15 protein-coding genes are annotated in these 17,555 nt (G+C 65.6%); 6 read left to right on the forward strand and 9 right to left on the reverse strand.

Features of this window, described 5'->3' with window-relative positions; genetic code table 11:
* Positions 1–62 precede the first annotated feature (62 nt).
* The gene (clpB, locus tag BV908_RS05670; protein WP_103737467.1) at positions 63–2,666 is read left to right on the forward strand and encodes an ATP-dependent chaperone ClpB; all 2,604 of its coding nucleotides are present in this window, start codon (positions 63–65) and stop codon (positions 2,664–2,666) included.
* A 64-nt stretch (positions 2,667–2,730) separates the two neighbouring features.
* Positions 2,731–3,036: a hypothetical protein gene (locus BV908_RS05675; protein ID WP_088886291.1), complete on the forward strand. Its 306-nt coding sequence runs from the start codon at positions 2,731–2,733 to the stop codon at positions 3,034–3,036.
* Between the two features lie 83 nt (positions 3,037–3,119).
* Here the strand turns inward: BV908_RS05675 and BV908_RS05680 are convergent, their stop codons facing one another.
* A complete protein-coding gene (locus BV908_RS05680) occupies positions 3,120–3,524 on the reverse strand; it encodes a GFA family protein (RefSeq protein ID WP_015913916.1) in 405 nt (134 codons plus the stop codon).
* 115 nt (positions 3,525–3,639) lie between these two features.
* Here BV908_RS05680 and BV908_RS05685 point away from each other — a divergent pair, with 115 nt between their 5' ends.
* The 4 genes from BV908_RS05685 to BV908_RS05700 all read left to right on the forward strand — a co-directional run bounded on the left by BV908_RS05685 (position 3,640) and on the right by BV908_RS05700 (position 8,040).
* Entirely contained in the window at positions 3,640–5,076 is a 1,437-nt protein-coding gene (locus BV908_RS05685) for a coniferyl aldehyde dehydrogenase (RefSeq protein ID WP_103737468.1), read from the forward strand.
* 155 nt (positions 5,077–5,231) lie between these two features.
* Positions 5,232–5,753: a GNAT family N-acetyltransferase gene (locus tag BV908_RS05690; RefSeq protein WP_047349507.1), complete on the forward strand. Its 522-nt coding sequence runs from the start codon at positions 5,232–5,234 to the stop codon at positions 5,751–5,753.
* 8 nt (positions 5,754–5,761) lie between these two features.
* Positions 5,762–6,934 carry a class I SAM-dependent methyltransferase gene (locus BV908_RS05695; protein WP_103737469.1) on the forward strand — a complete coding sequence of 391 codons (1,173 nt, stop codon included), beginning with the start codon at positions 5,762–5,764 and terminating at the stop codon, positions 6,932–6,934.
* Between the two features lie 95 nt (positions 6,935–7,029).
* Complete coding sequence (locus BV908_RS05700) at positions 7,030–8,040, forward strand: tRNA-dihydrouridine synthase (RefSeq protein ID WP_199856192.1); 1,011 nt, start codon at positions 7,030–7,032, stop codon at positions 8,038–8,040.
* Here the strand turns inward: BV908_RS05700 and BV908_RS05705 are convergent.
* The 8 genes from BV908_RS05705 to BV908_RS22715 all read right to left on the reverse strand — a co-directional run bounded on the left by BV908_RS05705 (position 8,000) and on the right by BV908_RS22715 (position 17,498).
* Positions 8,000–9,577: a phospholipase D family protein gene (locus tag BV908_RS05705; RefSeq protein WP_246867449.1), complete on the reverse strand. Its 1,578-nt coding sequence runs from the start codon at positions 9,575–9,577 to the stop codon at positions 8,000–8,002. The genes BV908_RS05700 and BV908_RS05705 overlap by 41 nt on opposite strands.
* Before the next feature lie 27 nt (positions 9,578–9,604).
* Positions 9,605–10,717 carry a bifunctional diaminohydroxyphosphoribosylaminopyrimidine deaminase/5-amino-6-(5-phosphoribosylamino)uracil reductase RibD gene (gene ribD / locus BV908_RS05710; protein WP_103737471.1) on the reverse strand — a complete coding sequence of 371 codons (1,113 nt, stop codon included), beginning with the start codon at positions 10,715–10,717 and terminating at the stop codon, positions 9,605–9,607.
* A 40-nt stretch (positions 10,718–10,757) separates the two neighbouring features.
* Positions 10,758–11,240 carry a type IV pilin protein gene (locus tag BV908_RS05715; RefSeq protein WP_103737472.1) on the reverse strand — a complete coding sequence of 161 codons (483 nt, stop codon included), beginning with the start codon at positions 11,238–11,240 and terminating at the stop codon, positions 10,758–10,760.
* 21 nt (positions 11,241–11,261) lie between these two features.
* Positions 11,262–14,825 carry a PilC/PilY family type IV pilus protein gene (locus tag BV908_RS05720; protein ID WP_103737473.1) on the reverse strand — a complete coding sequence of 1,188 codons (3,564 nt, stop codon included), beginning with the start codon at positions 14,823–14,825 and terminating at the stop codon, positions 11,262–11,264.
* A 13-nt stretch (positions 14,826–14,838) separates the two neighbouring features.
* Positions 14,839–15,339 carry a PilX N-terminal domain-containing pilus assembly protein gene (locus tag BV908_RS05725; protein ID WP_172751352.1) on the reverse strand — a complete coding sequence of 167 codons (501 nt, stop codon included), beginning with the start codon at positions 15,337–15,339 and terminating at the stop codon, positions 14,839–14,841.
* 67 nt (positions 15,340–15,406) lie between these two features.
* Positions 15,407–16,435 carry a PilW family protein gene (locus BV908_RS05730; protein ID WP_348639062.1) on the reverse strand — a complete coding sequence of 343 codons (1,029 nt, stop codon included), beginning with the start codon at positions 16,433–16,435 and terminating at the stop codon, positions 15,407–15,409.
* The gene (pilV, locus tag BV908_RS05735; RefSeq protein WP_172751354.1) at positions 16,363–16,932 is read right to left on the reverse strand and encodes a type IV pilus modification protein PilV; all 570 of its coding nucleotides are present in this window, start codon (positions 16,930–16,932) and stop codon (positions 16,363–16,365) included. Before pilV ends, BV908_RS05730 begins: the two co-directional genes overlap by 73 nt.
* Before the next feature lie 11 nt (positions 16,933–16,943).
* Positions 16,944–17,498, reverse strand: a complete 555-nt coding sequence (locus tag BV908_RS22715) for a GspH/FimT family pseudopilin (protein ID WP_103737477.1) — start codon at positions 17,496–17,498, stop codon at positions 16,944–16,946.
* Between the last annotated feature and the right edge of the window lie 57 nt (positions 17,499–17,555).

The following is a 17,555-nucleotide window of genomic DNA, read 5'->3' on the forward strand; positions in this document are numbered from 1 at the left end:
TCGTCCGGCGGCTTGAAATCGAGGCCCCGGAGCCCTAGCTAGTGACAAGTTGGAGGTTTCACATGCGTCTCGATAAATTCACCACGAAGTTCCAAGAAGCGCTGTCTGATGCACAGTCGCTGGCCCTGGGACATGACAACGCCTACATAGAGCCCGTGCACATGCTGGTGGCCATGCTGCGCCAGGATGAAGGCCCGCGCGCGCTGCTGCAGCGTGCCGGCGCCAATGTGCCGGGCCTGCTGGCCGCGGCCGAGGCCGCCGTCAAGCGCCTGCCCCAGGTGCAGGGCCAGGACCAGGTGCAGGGCAGCCCCGAGCTGGGCCGTGTGCTGCAGGCCACCGAGAAGGAGGCCATCAAGCGCGGCGACCAGTTCATCGCCAGCGAATTGTTTTTGCTGGCGCTGGTCGACAGCAAGGGCGAGGCCGCGCAGCTGGCCAAGGACAACGGCGTGACCCGCAAGAGCCTGGAGGCGGCCATCGACGCCGTGCGTGGCGGCCAGAAGGTGGACAGCGCCGAAGCCGAGGGCCAGCGCGAGGCGCTGAAGAAATACACGCTGGACCTGACCGAGCGCGCCCGCCAGGGCAAGCTGGACCCGGTGATCGGCCGCGACGACGAGATCCGCCGCGTCATCCAGGTGCTGCAGCGGCGCAGCAAGAACAACCCCGTGCTGATCGGCGAGCCCGGCGTGGGCAAGACCGCCATCGTCGAGGGGCTGGCCCAGCGCATCGTCGAGGGCGAGGTGCCCGAGACGCTGAAGAACAAGCGCGTGCTGGTGCTGGACATGGCCGGCCTGCTGGCGGGTGCCAAGTACCGCGGCGAGTTCGAGGAGCGTCTGAAGTCCGTGCTGAAGGAAGTGGCGCACGAGGAAGGCCGCATCATCCTTTTCATCGACGAGATCCACACCATGGTCGGCGCCGGCAAGGCCGAAGGCGCCATGGACGCGGGCAACATGCTGAAACCCGCACTGGCGCGCGGCGAGCTGCACTGCATCGGCGCGACCACGCTGGATGAATACCGCAAGTACATCGAGAAGGATGCGGCGCTGGAGCGGCGCTTTCAGAAGGTGCTGGTGGACGAGCCCAGCGTGGAAGACACCATCGCCATCCTGCGCGGCCTGCAGGTGCGCTACGAGGCGCACCACGGCGTGGACATCACCGACCCGGCCATCGTGGCCGCGGCCGAGCTGTCGCACCGCTACATCACCGACCGTTTTTTGCCTGACAAGGCCATCGACCTGATCGACGAGGCCGCGGCCAAGATCAAGATCGAGATCGACTCCAAGCCCGAGTCGATGGACAAGCTCGAGCGGCGCATGATCCAGCTCAAGATCGAGCGCGAGGCGATGAAGAAAGAGACCGATGAGGCCTCGCAAAAACGCCTGCAGCTCATCGAGGAAGAGTTGGGCAATGTGGAGCGCGAGTACGCCGACCTGGAAGAGGTCTGGAAAGCCGAGAAGGCCAGCGCGCAGGGCTCCGAACAGATCCGCAAGGACATCGATGCCATCCGCACGCAGATCGACGACCTGAAGCGCAAGGGCGATTTCAACAAGGTCGCCGAGCTGCAGTACGGCACGCTGCCAGAACTGGAAAAGCGCCTGAAGGAAGCGCAGGACAGCGAGGCCGGCGGGACCGGCACCAAGCACAAGCTGCTGCGCACCCAGGTGGGTGCCGAGGAAATCGCCGAGGTGGTCAGCCGCGCCACCGGCATTCCCGTGGCCAAGATGATGCAGGGCGAGAAGGACAAGCTGCTGCACATGGAGGAAAAGCTGCACGAGCGCGTGGTGGGCCAGGACGAGGCGATCTCCGCCGTGGCCAATGCCATCCGCCGCTCGCGCTCGGGCCTGTCGGACCCCAACCGGCCGCTGGGCAGCTTCCTGTTCCTCGGGCCCACGGGCGTGGGCAAGACCGAGCTGTGCAAGGCGCTGGCCGGGTTCCTCTTCGACAGTGAAGAGCATCTGGTGCGCATCGACATGAGCGAGTTCATGGAAAAGCATAGCGTCGCGCGCTTGATTGGCGCGCCTCCCGGCTATGTGGGCTATGAAGAGGGCGGCTACCTGACCGAGGCCGTGCGCCGCAAGCCCTACAGCGTGCTGCTGCTGGATGAGGTGGAAAAGGCCCACCCCGACGTGTTCAACGTGCTGCTGCAGGTGCTTGACGACGGCCGCCTGACCGATGGCCAGGGGCGCACCGTGGATTTCAAGAACACGGTGATCGTGATGACCAGCAACATTGGCTCGCACCTGATCCAGGCCATGGTGGGCCAGGATGCCGAGGACATCAAGGAAGCCGTGTGGGGGGAACTCAAGGGCCATTTCCGTCCCGAATTCCTCAACCGCATCGACGAGACGGTGGTGTTCCACGGGCTGGATGCCAAGCACATCGAAGCGATTGCACGCATTCAGTTGCGTCTGCTGGAGGCGCGGCTGGCCAAAATGGACCTGACCCTGCAGGTGTCGCCGGCCGCGATGGGCGAACTGGCCAAGGTGGGGTTCGACCCGGTGTTCGGGGCGCGTCCGCTCAAGCGGGCCATCCAGCAGCGCATCGGGAACCCGCTGTCCAAGCTGCTGCTGGAGGGCCGCTACCCGCCCAAGAGCGTGATTCCGGTGGATGTCGATCCTGTGACAGACCCAGGGGTATTCCACTTCGGCGAGGCCCGCCCCGCGGGGTGAGGTCTACCATTGAACGAGGGCGCGGGCCTTTCCCGCGCTCTCATCTGCCAGAAAGGGGCATGGTTTGAACGAAATTGTGGCCGGCGCGATCCGGTGGACGTTGCGGCTCGTGGTCGTCGCCATGGGTGCGCTTTTTTTCCTGAGTCTGCTGGCCGCGGCCGCCGTTCTGGCACTCGTGTGGGGCGCACGCGCCGTGTGGGCGCGCCTCACGGGCCGCCCGGTCATGCCCTGGGCGATGCGCATGAACCCGCGCGAGGGGTGGAGCACCGTGTACCGCAGCACGGCGCGCTGGACGGCGCCCGGCCCGACGGCGCATGCCCCGCAGCGCAGCACGGACGTCACCGACGTCGTGCCGCGCGAAGTGCATTAGTTGCTATTGAAACATGAGCTGCTTGCGCTTGCTGGATGAGCGCTGGAGGCTTAAAAGGCTATAACACTCTCCACCCCGTGCATTCAGCCGTTGGGCGGCCCGTATTGCGCGATCACCTGTTGCTCGGTGAGCGTCGGCGTCTGGTTCGCGAAGGCGTAGTACGCGGGCTTCTTGTCGATGTAGATCTGGCTGGCCAGTTCGAAGTCCTGCGTCTCGAAGGCCCCGGCGGGAATGAAATACTCGCCCGTCGCCAGCAGCTTGTAGTACAGGTGCGTTCCGCAGCGCGTGCAGAAGGCCCGCTGTGCCCAATCAGAGGACGCATACACGCCGATATGCTCCTCACCCGTGAACTCCACCTCCGGCCCGCAATGCACGGCCAGCAGCGGCCCGCCACCCCAGCGGCGGCAGAAGCCGCAATGGCAGGCGCCGATTTCCTTGGCCACGGGGGACGTGAAGTGGACTGCGCCGCAAAGACAATGACCGTTCATCTCGTGTTCCTTTCAAGCGGAAGGGCAGGGGCGCATCTTACGGGGGCAGGGCGGCAACACAATGTCACGCGCGGCTCGGTCTGGCGGTGGGGTGGCGAGCCCTATCATGCACGGCATGAGCCCTGATGACATCCGCCACCTGTTCGACCTCCAGCGCCAAGCCAGCCGCGCCCACCCCGATGTGCCCTTGATGGTGCGTCGAGAGCGCTTGCTGCGGCTGTCCAAGATGCTGGACGAACATGGGCCGGTGCTGGCAGCGGCGGTGCAAGCGGACTTTGGCATGCGCTCACAGCGCCTGACGGAGGTGGCCGACCTTTTCGTGCTGCGCGCGGAACTGGGGCACACGCTCAGGCATCTGGCGCGTTGGAGTCGGCGCACCAAGGTGCGCACGCCGCTGTTCCTGCAGCCAGCGCGTGGCTGGATAGAGCGTCAGCCGCTGGGCGTGGTGGGCATCATCTCGCCGTGGAACTACCCGGTGCAGCTGGCGCTGGGGCCGGCCATTGGTGCGCTGGCCGCGGGCAACCGGGTGATGCTCAAGCCGAGTGAGCTCACGCCCCACACGTCGGCCCAACTGGCCGCGCTGGTGGCACAGTTCTTCGCGCCCGAAGAGTTCTGCGTGGTGCAGGGCGACGCGGCCAAGGCCGCGCTCGTGGCATCGCTGCCGTTCGACCATCTGGTGTTCACCGGCTCCACCGCCGTGGGCCGCAAGGTTGCGCAGGCTGCGGCCGCCAATCTCACGCCGACCACGCTGGAGCTGGGCGGCAAGTCGCCGTGCATCATCGATGCGGACTGCGACATGCAGGAGGCAGCGCTCAAGATCGCCCATGGCAAGCTGCTCAACGCGGGCCAGACCTGCATCGCACCCGACTACGTGCTGCTGCCGCGTGGCAACGAGGCGGCCTTTGCCGAGGCGTTCCGCGTGGCGGTGGCGCGGCTGTTTCCGTACTTCGAGGGCAACCCGGATTACGCCTCCATCATCAGCACGCGCCACCTCGCGCGGCTGCGCACCATGCTGCAGCAGGCCCAGACGCAAGGGGCGGAGGTACACGTGCTGCAACCCGTGCCGGGCGCACCCCCGCCACCGCCTCCGGGTATCGGCGACGGGGTAGGGCGGCAGATGGCGCCAACGCTGGTGTTCGGTGCCAGCCCGAACATGCAGCTCATGCAGGAAGAGATCTTCGGGCCCGTGCTGCCCGTGCTCAGCTACGAGCGCCTGGACGATGCCATTGCCCACATCAACGCGCACCCGCGTCCGTTGGCGCTGTATTGGTTCGGGCGCAGCGAGGCGGTGCGCGACGATGTGCTGCGGCGCACCGTGAGCGGCGGCGTCTCGGTGAACGACACGCTGATGCACATCGCGCACGACGCGCTGCCTTTTGGCGGCGTGGGTGACAGCGGCTGGGGCGCCTACCATGGCGAGGCGGGCTTTCTGCGCTTTTGCCACCAGAAGTCGGTGCTGGCGCAGTCGCGCTGGTCGCTGGGACATCTGCTATACCCGCCCTATGGCGCGCGTTTCGACCAGGTGATGGCGCTGCTGCGCCGCCTGATGTAGCGCGGCGTGGCCGTGGCATGTGCGCTATGCCACAGATGGCCGCGTTTGCGTGCAATGGTGGGGTTGGCAAGGTGGAAACTGCGGGGCATGAGAGGCGAAGCGGCATTTGCGCGAAAATGCTGGGTTTTTCGCTTTTCACCTGCTTTCGTTTTCCCATGTCCAGTATCCAGGTTCGTCCCGCCACCCTTCGCGATGCCAAAGCCATTGCCCAGGTTCATACCTCCGCCGCGTTGGAAGCTTACCGAGGGCTGCTGCCTGACGATCAGTTGAAGTCCATGTCGTCCGTCGAGAAGCGCCAAGCCTACTGGCGCGAGGCGATCGAGTATTGCGAGCCCCAGGTCCAGGTGGCCGTGGACGGCGACAAGATCGTTGGTTTCGTCGGCTTCGACCGCTCGCGTGATGAAAAGACGCGCAACACCACCGGTGAAATCTGGGCCATCTACGCGGCCCCCTCGCATTGGAACAAGGGTGTGGGCGTGGCCCTGTGGGACGCCGCGCGCGAGGGCCTGCACGAAGAGGGCTGCACCACCGTGACGGCCTGGGTGCCGCTGCGCAATGAGCGTGCCCTGCGCTTTCATGAACTTGCCGGCTTCAAGCGCGAGATGACGACCGCCAAGACCGCTGTGGTCGGCGGCGTGAAGATCGAGGAAGTGCGCCTCAAGCGCCCGATCAACTGAGCCCCGCCATGATCCACTGGAGCGAACACGGCGAGGACCGCAGCGCGCCGTGGCGCTCCGAAAGCGGCGCCAGCGCGCCGCGCCGGGTGGTGTTGGCTGACGACACGCTGGCTGCCGATGCGGCCTATCGCCTGGTATGCGAAGGCACGGGCCTGCTGTGGCGCGGCGACTTTCAGAACGCGCGCCATCTGCTGGACGCGCTCAAGCGCCGTATCGAACGTCCGCGCAAGAGCGGCAAAGGCGGTCGGAACAGCGCCGTGCCCGCGGCGGAGTTCCCGCACGCCTTTCATCTACATCGCCAGGCGCAGGCACAGCGCGCCCGCCTGCTGGGGCTGCTGCTGATCGAGCTGCAGCCCGACTGGGGCATCGCCCTGCGCCGCGCGCCCGACTGGCGCGCGGCCTGCGCCGAGGCCTGGGGCCCGGCGCTGCATGAGCCCACCGTTGTCTCGCTGCGCGAGTTGCTGGGCGCCGTGGGGGCGCACGAATGGCGCCGCAAGGGCGTGGATGTGCCCGCTCTGGGTGCACGCATTTACCCGCATTACGGCGTGTTTTCGCCCGTGCGGGGCGAGTATGTGGACCTGGTCGCCCAGGCCCCGCTGCCGCCGGGCGCGGATGCGCTCGCTTTCGAGATTGGCACCGGCACCGGCGTGCTGGCCGCGGTGCTGGCACGGCGTGGCGTGGCCCGCGTGGTGGCGACCGAGTTGGACCCGCGTGCCCTGGCCTGCGCGCGGGACAACCTGACGCGGCTGGGCCTGGAGGACCGCGTGCAGCTGCTGCAGACCGATCTGTTCCCGCCCGCGACCACCTTCGGGCGGGCGCCACTCATCGTCTGCAACCCGCCCTGGCTGCCGGCCAAGGCCAGCGCGCCCATCGAGCGCGCGGTGTATGACGAAGACAGTCGCATGCTGCGTGGTTTTCTGACGGGGCTGCCTGCGCACCTGGCGCCGCACGGCGAGGGATGGCTCATCCTGTCGGATCTGGCGGAGCATTTGCGCCTGCGCACCCGCGACGCACTGCTGGGCTGGATTGGCGCCGCGGGGTTGCGGGTGCTGGGCCGCCACGACATCCGCCCGCGCCACGCCAAGGCCACCGCCGGTGGCGATGCACTGGCCGACGCGCGCGCGGCCGAGGTCACGTCGCTGTGGCGCCTGGGTTTGGCAAGCCCGACGCAACAGTCCTGAATCGCATGCGCTCGGGCGATATGATGCTCCTGTTTTTATAGCTTACAGCGCTTGAATAGTAAGCGCTAGAGGCTTGTTTGACCCATAAACTGCTGATGAGCACGCCCGCACCACTGCTGCTCGCCCCCATGGAAGGGCTGCTCGACTTCGTGCTGCGCGACGTGCTCACACGGGTGGGCGGGGTGGACCGCTGTGTGTCCGAGTTCATCCGCGTCACCGGCAGCCTGCTGCCGGACAAGGTGTTCCTGCGTTACATACCCGAGCTGAACCACGGCGGCCGCACGCTGGCAGGGGTGCCCGTGCGGGCGCAGCTGCTGGGATCGGACCCGGTCAGCATGGCCGAGAACGCGGCCCGGCTGGCAGAGCTGGGTCCGGAAGGCATTGACCTGAATTTCGGTTGCCCCGCCAAGACGGTGAACCGCCATGGGGGTGGCGCGGCCCTGTTGCGCGAGCCCGAGCGCATCGCGGCGGTGGTGGAGGCGGTGCGCCGCGCCGTGCCCGCGCATGTACCGGTGTCCGCCAAGATGCGCCTGGGCTACGACGATGCAGCCCTGGCGCGTGAATGCGCGCAGGCCATGGCACGCGGCGGCGCCTGCGAGCTGGTGGTGCATGCGCGCACGAAGGCCGACGGCTACCGCCCGCCCGCGTACTGGGAGCAGATCCCCGCGATTCGCGAGGCGGTGGGCATTCCGGTGGTGGCCAACGGCGAGATCTGGACCGTGCAGGACGCACTGCGGTGCCGCAGCGTGTCGGGCTGCGACGCTCTCATGCTGGGCCGCGGCATCGTGGCAGACCCGGGCCTGGCACTGTCTATCCGCGCTCACGACCGCGGTGCGCCTGCACTGGGCCTGCCCTGGGAAGACCTGCTGCCGCACATGGCGCGCTTCTGGCATCTGGTGTGCGAAGACCTGGAGCCGCGCCAGCGCGCCGGCCGGCTCAAGCAGTGGCTGAACCTGCTGCGCCGCCGTTACCCGCAGGCGCAGGCCGCGTTCGACGAGGTGCGCGTGATGACCGACCAGCAGGCCATTACCGCGTGGGTGGCGCGCGTCTGCGCTGGGGCATCTGTCACAGCAGGTGGTCGGGCGCCAGCGGCCCCAGCAGCTTGAGCAACAGCCGCAAGGCCAGGCTGCTGTCGGGGTCGGTGTGCGCATCCTCCAGGCCGCTGCCCTGCGGCGCGCGCCAGACCAGGTCACCGTCGGCGCTGCGTTGCAGGTGCCACGCCCCCTCGCGCATGGCGGTGTCGATTTGCTGCGCAGCTTCGGCGGCCAGGGCGCGGCTGCGAATCAGCAGGGCGATCTCGGTGTTGTGCAACTGGGAGCGCAGATCCAGGTTCATGGAGCCGACCACCACCATGCGGCCGTCCACGACCATGACCTTCGAATGCAGCATGGAGCGCGAAGCCCCCGCCGCGCTGGCGCCCGAACTGCCAAAGGCCGAGCGCAGGCCGGCCTGCTCGCTGCGCAGCTCGTAGAGCTCCACGCCCATGGCCAGCAGCGCCTCGCGGTGGCGCGCGTAGCCCACATGGGCGATAGGCGCGTCGTTGGAGGCCAGCGAGTTGGTCAGCACGCGCACGCGCACGCCGCGCGCGCGTGCCGCCGCGAAGGCGCGCAGCATGTCGCCGCCCGGCACGAAGTAGGGCGAGATGACGAGCAGCTCGCGCCGCGTGCCCGCCATGAGGCCGAGCAGGCCGTCGATCACTGTGTCGCCGGCCCCCTGCGCCTCGTCGCCGTCCAGCGGTATCTTGGCGGGCTTGTCCGCCAGCATCGCCGCCGGCGCCCAGGTGAACCGCGCGGCGCGCAGGTCCATGGGCCGTGAGTCCCACGCATGGGCCGGCCGCTCGGGCGCGTCGTCTTCTTCGGGCAGCACCTGCGCGCGCAGGCGCTCGAGTTCCTCGCGGGTGATGAGCGACTGCACGGGGTAGGCGCGCGGGTTGTTCCAGTAGCTGTCGAAGCTGCGCGACATGTCGGCCACGATGGGGCCGGCGGCCAGCACGTCGAGGTCCACGAAGTTCTCGGCCCGCGACCTGCCGAAGTAGGCGTCGCCCAGGTTGCGTCCGCCCGTCACGCCCATCATGTTGTCGGCGACGAACAGCTTGTTGTGCATGCGCTGCTGCACGCGCGAGAAGTCGGCGACCGACCCCCACAGCCGCCCCAGGGCGGAGGCGCGCGGCCCCGCCACCGGGTTGAACATGCGCATCTCGACGTTCGGCACGAACGCCATGCCCATGACCAGGGCGTTGCGCCCGGTGCTGTGGAAGTCGTCCAGCAGGATGCGCACCCGCACCCCTCGCCGCGCGGCCGCCGCCACGGCGCGCAGCAGGTGCGCGGAGCTCTCGTCGGCATGGATCGCGTAGTACTGCAGGTCCAGCGTCTTCTGCGCCGCGTGCACCAGGGCCAGCCGGCTGCCGTAGGCCTCCTGCGGGCTGCCGAGCAGCATGAAGCCCGAGGGCGCGCGGGCGTTTGCCGCCTGGCGCAGCTCCTGGACCCATTGCGCCAATGCCGTGGGCTGCGCCGTGGTGTCGAGGGCGGTGGAGACGGGCCTGTCCACCTCCTGGGGCAGGCCGGCGCAGCCCGCGCAGAGCAACGCCAGCCACGCGATGGCGCACCAGCGCCGCAGGGCGCCTGCGGCGGGGCTGCGAGGCATGGCGGCGGCGTGCATGGGGCGGCTGCGTCAGAAATCGGCCCGCCCGGCCACGCGGGCGACCAGCCGCAGGTCCGGCCCCATCTGCTGCACGCCGTGGAACTCCATGCGCAGGCCGTCCGCGAGGGCCTGCAGCGGCCCCCAGCTCGCCAGCCCGTGCGCGCCGCTGCCCAGCAGCAGGGGGGCCTGGTACAGCAGTAGTTCGTCGACCAGACCCTCGCGCAGGAAGGAGCCGTTGAGCTTGTGGCCAGCCTCCAGGTGCAGCTCGTTCACGCCGCCCGCGCCCAGGTCGCGCAGCATGGCGGGCAGGTCCACCTTGCCGTGCGCGTTGGGCAGCACGGTGACCGTGGCGCCGCGCGAGCGCAGCGCCTGCGCCCTGTCGGGGAAGCCGTCGGCGGTGTAGACGAGCACGCGCCGCCCGGGCACGTCGAACAGGCGCGCGCCGGGCGGCGTCTGCAGCCGGCTGTCCACGACCACCAGGTGCGGCTGGCGCGGCGTGGCCACCTCGCGCACGTTCAGCAGCGGGTCGTCCTCCAGCACCGTGCCGATGCCGGTCAGCACCGCGCAGGCGCGCGCGCGCCAGGCATGGCCGTCGGCGCGCGCGGCGGGCCCGGTGATCCACTGGCTGGCGCCATTGGCCAGCGCCGTCACCCCGTCCAGCGAGGCCGCGGCCTTCATGCGCACCCAGGGCGTGCCGCGCACCATGCGGCTGAAGAAGCCGATGTTGAGCTCGCGCGACTGCTGCGCGCCCGGCCCCACCTGCACGTCGACGCCCGCGGCCCGCAGCCGCGCGAAGCCCTGGCCCGCCACCAGCGGGTTGGGGTCCGCGATGGACGCCACCACGCGCCCTATGCCGGCCTGGACCAGCGCGTCGCAGCACGGCCCCGTGCGCCCCTGGTGCGCGCAGGGCTCCAGCGTCACGTAGGCCGTCGCGCCGCGCACGTCATGGCCGCGTGCTTGCGCGTCGCGCAGCGCCATCACCTCGGCATGCGGGCCGCCGGCCTGCTGGGTGAAGCCCTGGCCCAGCACGGCGCCACCATCGTCGGCGATGACGCAGCCCACGCGCGGATTGGGGTTGGAAAGAAAAAGCGCCTGGGCGGCGAGCCCAAGCGCCTGGGTGATGAAGGGGGAGGCGTCTGTCATGGCGCTGGCGATGGTAGCGCGCCGGTGCGCCCACGTAGCCTCAGCGCCAGCAGGTGGCTGCAGTCATGCCGGCTGCGCCGCCGCCAATGGTGCGTCGCCCCACGTTGCTGATGCGCAAGGTGCCGCATTTGTCACCTGCCATGGCACCTCCGGCACGCGGAACGGCTTCCAAGGTGAAGCTGCGGGCTTGCAAGGTGTCGGCTTGAAAACGGATCGTGTAGTCCTCCTGGCCGGAGGCGGTGCCCTTGGGTACGGTGGTCAATGCTGCGGGGAGGGTGATGGCTGTGCCAGCAGCGTCATTTGCTTTGTCGTAACGGTCGTTTTGTGAATAAAACCGCTGCATATACTGCGATACCTCCATTAGTTGAGCACGTGCTTCTGCACGTTTGGATTTTCGGATCGACTCTTGATAGCTTGGAAGTGCAATTGCTGAGAGAATGGCCACGATAGCCACCACGATCATGATTTCTATTAAAGTGAAGCCGTGGATGTTTTTTCGTGAATATATTATCGTGATTTTCATTTTGATCGATGATGTGTAGGGTCACTTGGGTGGGGAAACAAGGCTCCGCCATTGGCGGCGGATGGCATCGGCACCAAGATTCACCTTGATGCCGCCGGTGGCCTCTGCGCCAATAATAACGGCCGTCCTTTGCTTGTCCACCGGCGTCTGCATGACTACCTTGTTGGCGCCCGTACCTTCGAGGTCAACAATATGACTGTCCATGGTGCCGTCGATATTTGCATCGAAGGGCGGCGGTGTTGAACTGGACATAAATGGGTCGAGCATGTATCCTCGGCGAACCATCAAGGCGGCCTGGCAGGAGTCACTGATATTCGAGAGCGTCACCGTTTGCATGAGGATGCGGTCATAAAGTATTTGAGGATCGTCTACCACACGCTCGCCGCTACCAATGATCAGGGGCAGTCTCCAACCGCGCTTTTCCTTGTAATCAACGCTAGTGATGTTGATTTTCCGGTAGACGTAAACGTTCGAACCTGGCATGGGTGTGGTTTCTACGTTCTGTGTAACGAGTAGTGCAGAATCGGCCAGCGCATCGGCTGCAGTTCCAGGGCCACTGCCGATGGTGACCTTGTCCCATATTCCGTACATGGTTCGTTTGTCGTTGTCGGTCTGGTCCTTTTGGTCGAACAGCTTTCCCGTTCCAAAAAGCACCATGACCCCGCCTTTGGGAAAGGCACGGAAACCTGGCTTAGCAGTAATGGGTTCTGGCTTGCCATCCGCGTTGGTTGCCTTGAAAAGGGGTTTGCCTGCAAATGCAACTTTCCAATCACCTGTGGGATTGGTGGAGGACAGATCGAATTTCCAGAGATTGCCTTGTAGGTCGCCCGCATAGGCGGCCACGATGCGTTGCTGCCCGTCGCGCACCACGCCTACGCCCCCAAGGCCGTTGGGCGCCGTGGTGGAGCCTGCCCCTGTGTCGATGACCTTGATCAGAGCGCCGGTCAGAGCATTGACGATGAACAGCTGAGCCTTGCCGCTCGCGCTTTCGTAGCCGTTGCCAAAAATGGTGACCCAGGTGCCATCGCGTGTCACGCCGGTTTCAGGCTTACTGAGTACATAGCCCATTTCGCTGAAGCCGGTGGTCTGATCGTTAACTTCCCAAAGGATGTCGCCAGCGCCAGGGGCTGAAGCTGTATCGGATAAGGTTGCGGGCGGGGTGTCGCCGCTGATCCAGTCCGCTGTGGGCATGCGAATGGTATAGAGGTATTTGCCCCCTGCGCCGCCAAAGCCTTGTACCAGATTGCGCCAGCGCGCGGCGGATCGGTCGTACACATCGGATTCGTAGGCGGGGCCATCCACATAATAGCGGTGGGTATAGTCGGTATTGGCGAGCTGTTTCACGACGCCCAGCAGCGAACGCGGCATGAACGCAAAAGACTCTACGCCACTGGTTTCGTTGAACATGTGGAGCATGCCATCATTGGCGCCGACCACCAACTGGCCGCTGCGCAGTTGTTTGGTTTTTATGAAGCGGCGGTAGGTTTCGGCGCCGTAATCAGTTCCGCCCGATATTGGAGGGAGATAGTCGTAATAAGAATTGACGAGATCATGCACCAGGGCAGGTGTGGAGTTGACAATATCTCCCAATGGCGTCTTGCGTTGACGGTAGACGCTGCCCTCGCCGCTGCTGCTGCCACGTAGGTAATCCACCAATGCCTCTCCACCCGTGGTGGAGCCCCAGAGTGCAGTTTTCATGTTGCTGCTCAATGAGATCCACCTGAACGGAACGCCCTTGGTGGCTGCGGCTTCTGGGTCGTAGGTATAGATATTGCGGTTGCCATACGATGGCAAGACGCTGGATGCGGTCCATGCGATGCCTGTTTCCTTGCCGTTTTGATCAATACTGATTGCCTTGATATCGCCACTCCATCCGGGTGTGGAGAAGAACGGGACGTACATCTTTGTGCTGCTGCCTGTTGCGGGCAGTTCGGTGGTGGATAGGCCCACGCCAGCCTCGCTGCCGCTCATCGCGGCAATATCGTCCAAAATAGATTTAATTGCAGCGGCGTACTCTTGCGAATTGCGGGCGCTCAGGGCACGCCCGCGGCTGTTGATGGCTGCGTGCCATAGGTCGTCCACGGCGGCTGAGGTACCACCAGAGGTGCCGGGGCTGGGCCAGGATTTGCTGCCGCTACTCAACGCATCCAGATCGCCAGGGTTATTGAGGGTCCCGTTTACGCCGAAGGCAATCGTGAAGTTGACCATGTGCTGCCAGAAGGCAGGGTTTTCACGGCCCGCTACCGTGATCGGCTTGACGGTGTTTTCAAGATCGGTGCGCAGATCACGGTTCCAGTAATACATGGCCACGTCGGCCAGAGTATTTGACGAACTGTCCTTGTAGGGGGGCATGGGGCTATAGGTATAGGTCTGGCCTGATCCTGCCGGACCGTTGATCGTGGGTCCTTTCGTGCCGTCCACGTTTTGGGTGGCGCCAGAAGTGGATGCAGCGGCGCCGTTCCACATGCCGTCGGTCATCAGCAGGTGGATCGAGCGGCGGCAACTGGCATGTGCGGTTTTGTCGTCCGTTCCAGGGTCGGCGCCCCAGGGGCCTCTGTTGTCGGCGCGGGAGAAATACTTGCCCACATCGTCCATGGCTTGGCGCAGGGGCGTGCCGCCCGAGGGTTGGGTGCGCTTGGCGAGCCAGTCGTAGAAAGCGGTCTTGTTCGCGTCGGAGAAACCGCGCACCCCGCTTTCCAGAGTGGTGGTGCTGACGCCGTCGATCAACGAGGCACTGGAAGTGTTGATACGACCGTAACCGACCCGGTAATTCTTGGGTACAGCGGCAAAGGCCTCAGCGGTACCGCCGATGGCGGTCAGGGCACGGGTGCGGTAGTAGGTGTACCAGTTGGCGAAGTTCTGAATCTCCTCCATATACGTGCAGTTGGGTCCCGTGCAGTCCGTACGGCCTTCCGCCTTGGGGTAAGCGTTGTTGCCGCTCTCGATTTTCACCAGCGTGAAGTCGGTCGTCTTGCTGCCCGTGCCCGTCATGGTGTAGTAGCGGGCGAGGTGTGCAGTCTGGTCGCCGTTATAGCAAGTGGTGAGGCTGATGCACCAGTTAGAGGTGACGGTCTGTACCCCTTCCAGGTTCTGTGTCGGGGCTGCGCCGGCTAGCACGGGCGCGGCATTGGTTGGGGCGTTCGGATAGCGTGTTCCGTCACCCTTCAGCCAGGGCTTGTACTGGATGGTTGGGTTGTAATAGAGCGGGTTATAGGCGCTGGAGCGCATCTGGCGCGACAGCAAGTTGGCACTGGCCGTCCACGATGTTTTCTTACTCGCGACGACGTTGACATCGTCATACACGGCGGTGCCTTGTCGGTTGGCCGTGCTGACTGCGTCGCGCTTCGGTATGGCTTCCAGCGCATTGGAGCCGTTTGTGCAGAGGCTGTCAGGTAGGCATTCCCACCACATGGAGCCGGAATCGTCCAGGGTGAACACCATGTTCGGCGGTACGCCGCCCCCGCCGACTTGCAAGGGCTGGGTGAGCATTTGCGCCGAGGCGTTCGGTGCCAGCAGCAGGCTTACGGCCATGCCGATGGCGGCCATGAACGCTTGACGGAGATGAGGGGGCAGGGCGGTGGTCATGACTCGTGGCCTCTTATCGGATCAAAAAGGATTGCAACCACACTTCGCCACCTGAGATGGCTCGGTTGCTGCTGTCGCGCTCGTAGTCGGCGCTGAAGCCGACGGCGGTTACCAAGTGGGGGCGCATGAAGCTGACGGCGCGCGGGTCTTCGCCGGGGGCGGGTGGCAAAGACATGCGTTCGATGATGCAGCGGGGCAGCACGGGCAATGGGCGCATCCCTGTGGCCGCCAGTTGGCTGGCCGGGACCTCTACCGAGATGCTGTTGTTGAACCAGTTGGCGCGTGTCTGCCAGGCTGTGGGCATGCCGCTTTGGTCGAGGGATTCGGGCAGGATGGTGATGGCTTGGTTGGTCCTGACCTGGTCTTCGCAATAGCGCAGAGCCGTTTCGGCTGCCTGGGCGGCAATTTCGTTGGATCGAATATTCTTGGAAACCTGTTCCCCGAGGATGCTGGAGCGCATGGCGTACAGCCCGACCAGCGACAGGATGGCCAGAAAGATCAGTGAAATCGCCAAGACGGCGCCTTGCTGGTGCCGGGATGGACGGATGGGGCGGTGGTGGCGCATGGTGCTCAGGGAGGCGTCAGGGGGCAGGAGGGGTGGGCACGGGCGGCGTCAGAAAGCCGCTGCGATTGCGCAGTGCGTAAAACGAGGTGAAGGCGCGGCGGGCAAAACCGTTGGCAGAGGCCACGGAATTGCCATCGCAGTCGATGTAGTTGCCTGCTCCGGCCTGGTCCTTGCCCTGGCTGAGCATCACGGTGCACAGCCGGACATTGACCACGCGGGACCAGCGCTCGTCCACCGAGCCGGCGAGGGCATCGACCTGCGCGGCCGTGGCGTAGTGCGTCACTTCGCGGGTGGTGCTGTCGAGGGCGACGCCATAGCGTAGTTGTACGTCTTCGACCCACTGAATGAGTGGCTGCGGGGTGAAACTGTTGCCATTACCGCTGCAGAACAGCTCTGGAGTTCCACTGCCCCCCACCTTGGCCGTGAAGCGCGACTCAATGAGCCGGTAGTTGCGGCTGGGGTCGATAGCCGACGGAGTGCCGGTGGTGACGGCGCTTTGCAAGCAGTCGGATGGATCGTTGTCCGCGCCGATGGGTACCGTATTGGATGCATCGCCGTCAAAGCGGATGGCGAAAGCGGCTGGAAGGCTGGTGTCGGCAGTCTGACATGCGAGTGCGTCGAAGGGCTGTTTCTCGTCCATAAAGCCATGGTCGCAACCGCGGATGCCGGCGCCCGTGAAATCGCGGTCTGGTGCCGTCGCCCGGATACCGCCATAAATGGCCCCGCCCGGCAGCGTCAAGGCCCGTGGCGTGCTGTAGCCAGCCATGCGCAGGTTGCCGCCCAGCAGGCCGAAGGTGATGGCGGCATCTTCGCTCATGCGCGAAATGGCAGAGGTCTGGCGTCCGGTGCGGGTGGTGCCCTGGTATACGGTGGCCAGCGCGAGCAGGATGACCAGCCCTATGGTGATGGAAATCAATAGTTCCACCAGGGTTCGGCCGTGCTGACCACGGGGCGTTGAACGGCAGGCGTGGCTCATATGCTGACCCGGTAGTAAATGCAGATGGGTGCGTCGCCGGCGTAGCCTGCCAGGGCCGCGTCGGGGCATGGGCTTCCTCCGGTGGCGGCGACGGAGAGGGTGGAGGCGTTGTCGAAGTCCAGGCCGGGTTCTTGCCACATGATCCAGATGTCCACGGACAGGCCATTGGCATCGAGCGCTACGTAGGAGCCGCCGCCAGGCAGGCGGCGGCGCAGGCTGTTGGTCCATTCGGCACGATCTATGCTGGCCAGTTCCGCAGGTGTGCAGGCCTGCGGCGCCGCGCAGGAAGGTACGGTGACGCTGGCGCTGGCGCCGCTGTAGGCGTCGGTCATGTCGTAGGCCTTGCTGGCGACGCCGGACACGTTGCCACGCATGCGGTCGGCGTATTCGTTGACCAGTTGCAGGGCTGTGCTCTGGAACTGCGACATCTTGACCGCCTGCAGCGAAGCGGCCGTCAGGCCCGCGACGCCCAGCAGACCGAAGGACATGATGAGAATCGTGACCAGCACTTCCAGCAAGGACGAACCGTGCTGGCTGCGCAGGGGCGTGGAACGTTGGTGGTTCATCAAATGGCTCATTACTGGCACAGGTCGGTGTCGTTGTCGATCAAGCGGGCACGGCCGGTCATCGCGACGCATACGCGCCGCTGCTGGTTGGAGGTCAGGGAGGCGGAATTGAACGTGAATTGAGAGTTGCCCGTACTCAGCAAGCCTGTGCTGCGGAACTGGAGCTTGATAAATTTGTTCTGCTCGATGCCGCCGCTGTCCGTCAGCGCGCCCTGCACCCGCAGCAGCACGTCGCCTTGGCTGGGCTGGTACTGTGTGCCGGTGCCACTGCGCTCCATGAAGACGATCCAGCCGCTTTGCCAGCCGGTGCCGCTGCTGGCGCATGTGGGAGGATCGGCGGTTTCGGCGTTGGTGCTGCGGCATATGACGACGGGCGTGTTGCGTTTGATGGCCTCGGCGCGCGCCAGGGTGATGCTGCCGACGAGCGCGTTGACATGGCCGGCGACCGCGTTGCGTTCGGCCATGGCTCTCATCGACGGGATACCTATGAGCAACAGGATGGCGGTGATGGCAATGACCACCATGATCTCGATGAGCGTGAAACCTGCATTGCCTGCTTTTTTCATGGATTGCAGGATAGGGGGTAGTAGAAATATGTGTGACTATTGGTTACCGAGTGGTTG

Origin of the sequence: Diaphorobacter sp. LR2014-1, assembly GCF_002916785.1 — a bacterium.
GTDB classification, from domain to species: domain Bacteria; phylum Pseudomonadota; class Gammaproteobacteria; order Burkholderiales; family Burkholderiaceae_C; genus Diaphorobacter; species Diaphorobacter nitroreducens.

What these genes read in the sequence shown, in the direction of transcription:
- BV908_RS05730 (WP_348639062.1), bottom strand. Translation starts at nt 16,435, where the DNA reads ATGCCCCGACGCGGCCCTGGCAGGCTACGCCGGCGACGCACCCATCTG.
- BV908_RS05700 (WP_199856192.1), top strand. Translation starts at nt 7,030, where the DNA reads ATGAGCACGCCCGCACCACTGCTGCTCGCCCCCATGGAAGGGCTGCTC.
- BV908_RS05715 (WP_103737472.1), bottom strand. Translation starts at nt 11,240, where the DNA reads ATGAAAATCACGATAATATATTCACGAAAAAACATCCACGGCTTCACT.
- BV908_RS22715 (WP_103737477.1), bottom strand. Translation starts at nt 17,498, where the DNA reads ATGAAAAAAGCAGGCAATGCAGGTTTCACGCTCATCGAGATCATGGTG.
- ribD (WP_103737471.1), bottom strand. Translation starts at nt 10,717, where the DNA reads ATGACAGACGCCTCCCCCTTCATCACCCAGGCGCTTGGGCTCGCCGCC.
- BV908_RS05685 (WP_103737468.1), top strand. Translation starts at nt 3,640, where the DNA reads ATGAGCCCTGATGACATCCGCCACCTGTTCGACCTCCAGCGCCAAGCC.
- BV908_RS05705 (WP_246867449.1), bottom strand. Translation starts at nt 9,577, where the DNA reads ATGCCTCGCAGCCCCGCCGCAGGCGCCCTGCGGCGCTGGTGCGCCATC.
- BV908_RS05695 (WP_103737469.1), top strand. Translation starts at nt 5,762, where the DNA reads ATGATCCACTGGAGCGAACACGGCGAGGACCGCAGCGCGCCGTGGCGC.
- BV908_RS05690 (WP_047349507.1), top strand. Translation starts at nt 5,232, where the DNA reads ATGTCCAGTATCCAGGTTCGTCCCGCCACCCTTCGCGATGCCAAAGCC.
- clpB (WP_103737467.1), top strand. Translation starts at nt 63, where the DNA reads ATGCGTCTCGATAAATTCACCACGAAGTTCCAAGAAGCGCTGTCTGAT.
- pilV (WP_172751354.1), bottom strand. Translation starts at nt 16,932, where the DNA reads ATGAACCACCAACGTTCCACGCCCCTGCGCAGCCAGCACGGTTCGTCC.
- BV908_RS05720 (WP_103737473.1), bottom strand. Translation starts at nt 14,825, where the DNA reads ATGACCACCGCCCTGCCCCCTCATCTCCGTCAAGCGTTCATGGCCGCC.
- BV908_RS05680 (WP_015913916.1), bottom strand. Translation starts at nt 3,524, where the DNA reads ATGAACGGTCATTGTCTTTGCGGCGCAGTCCACTTCACGTCCCCCGTG.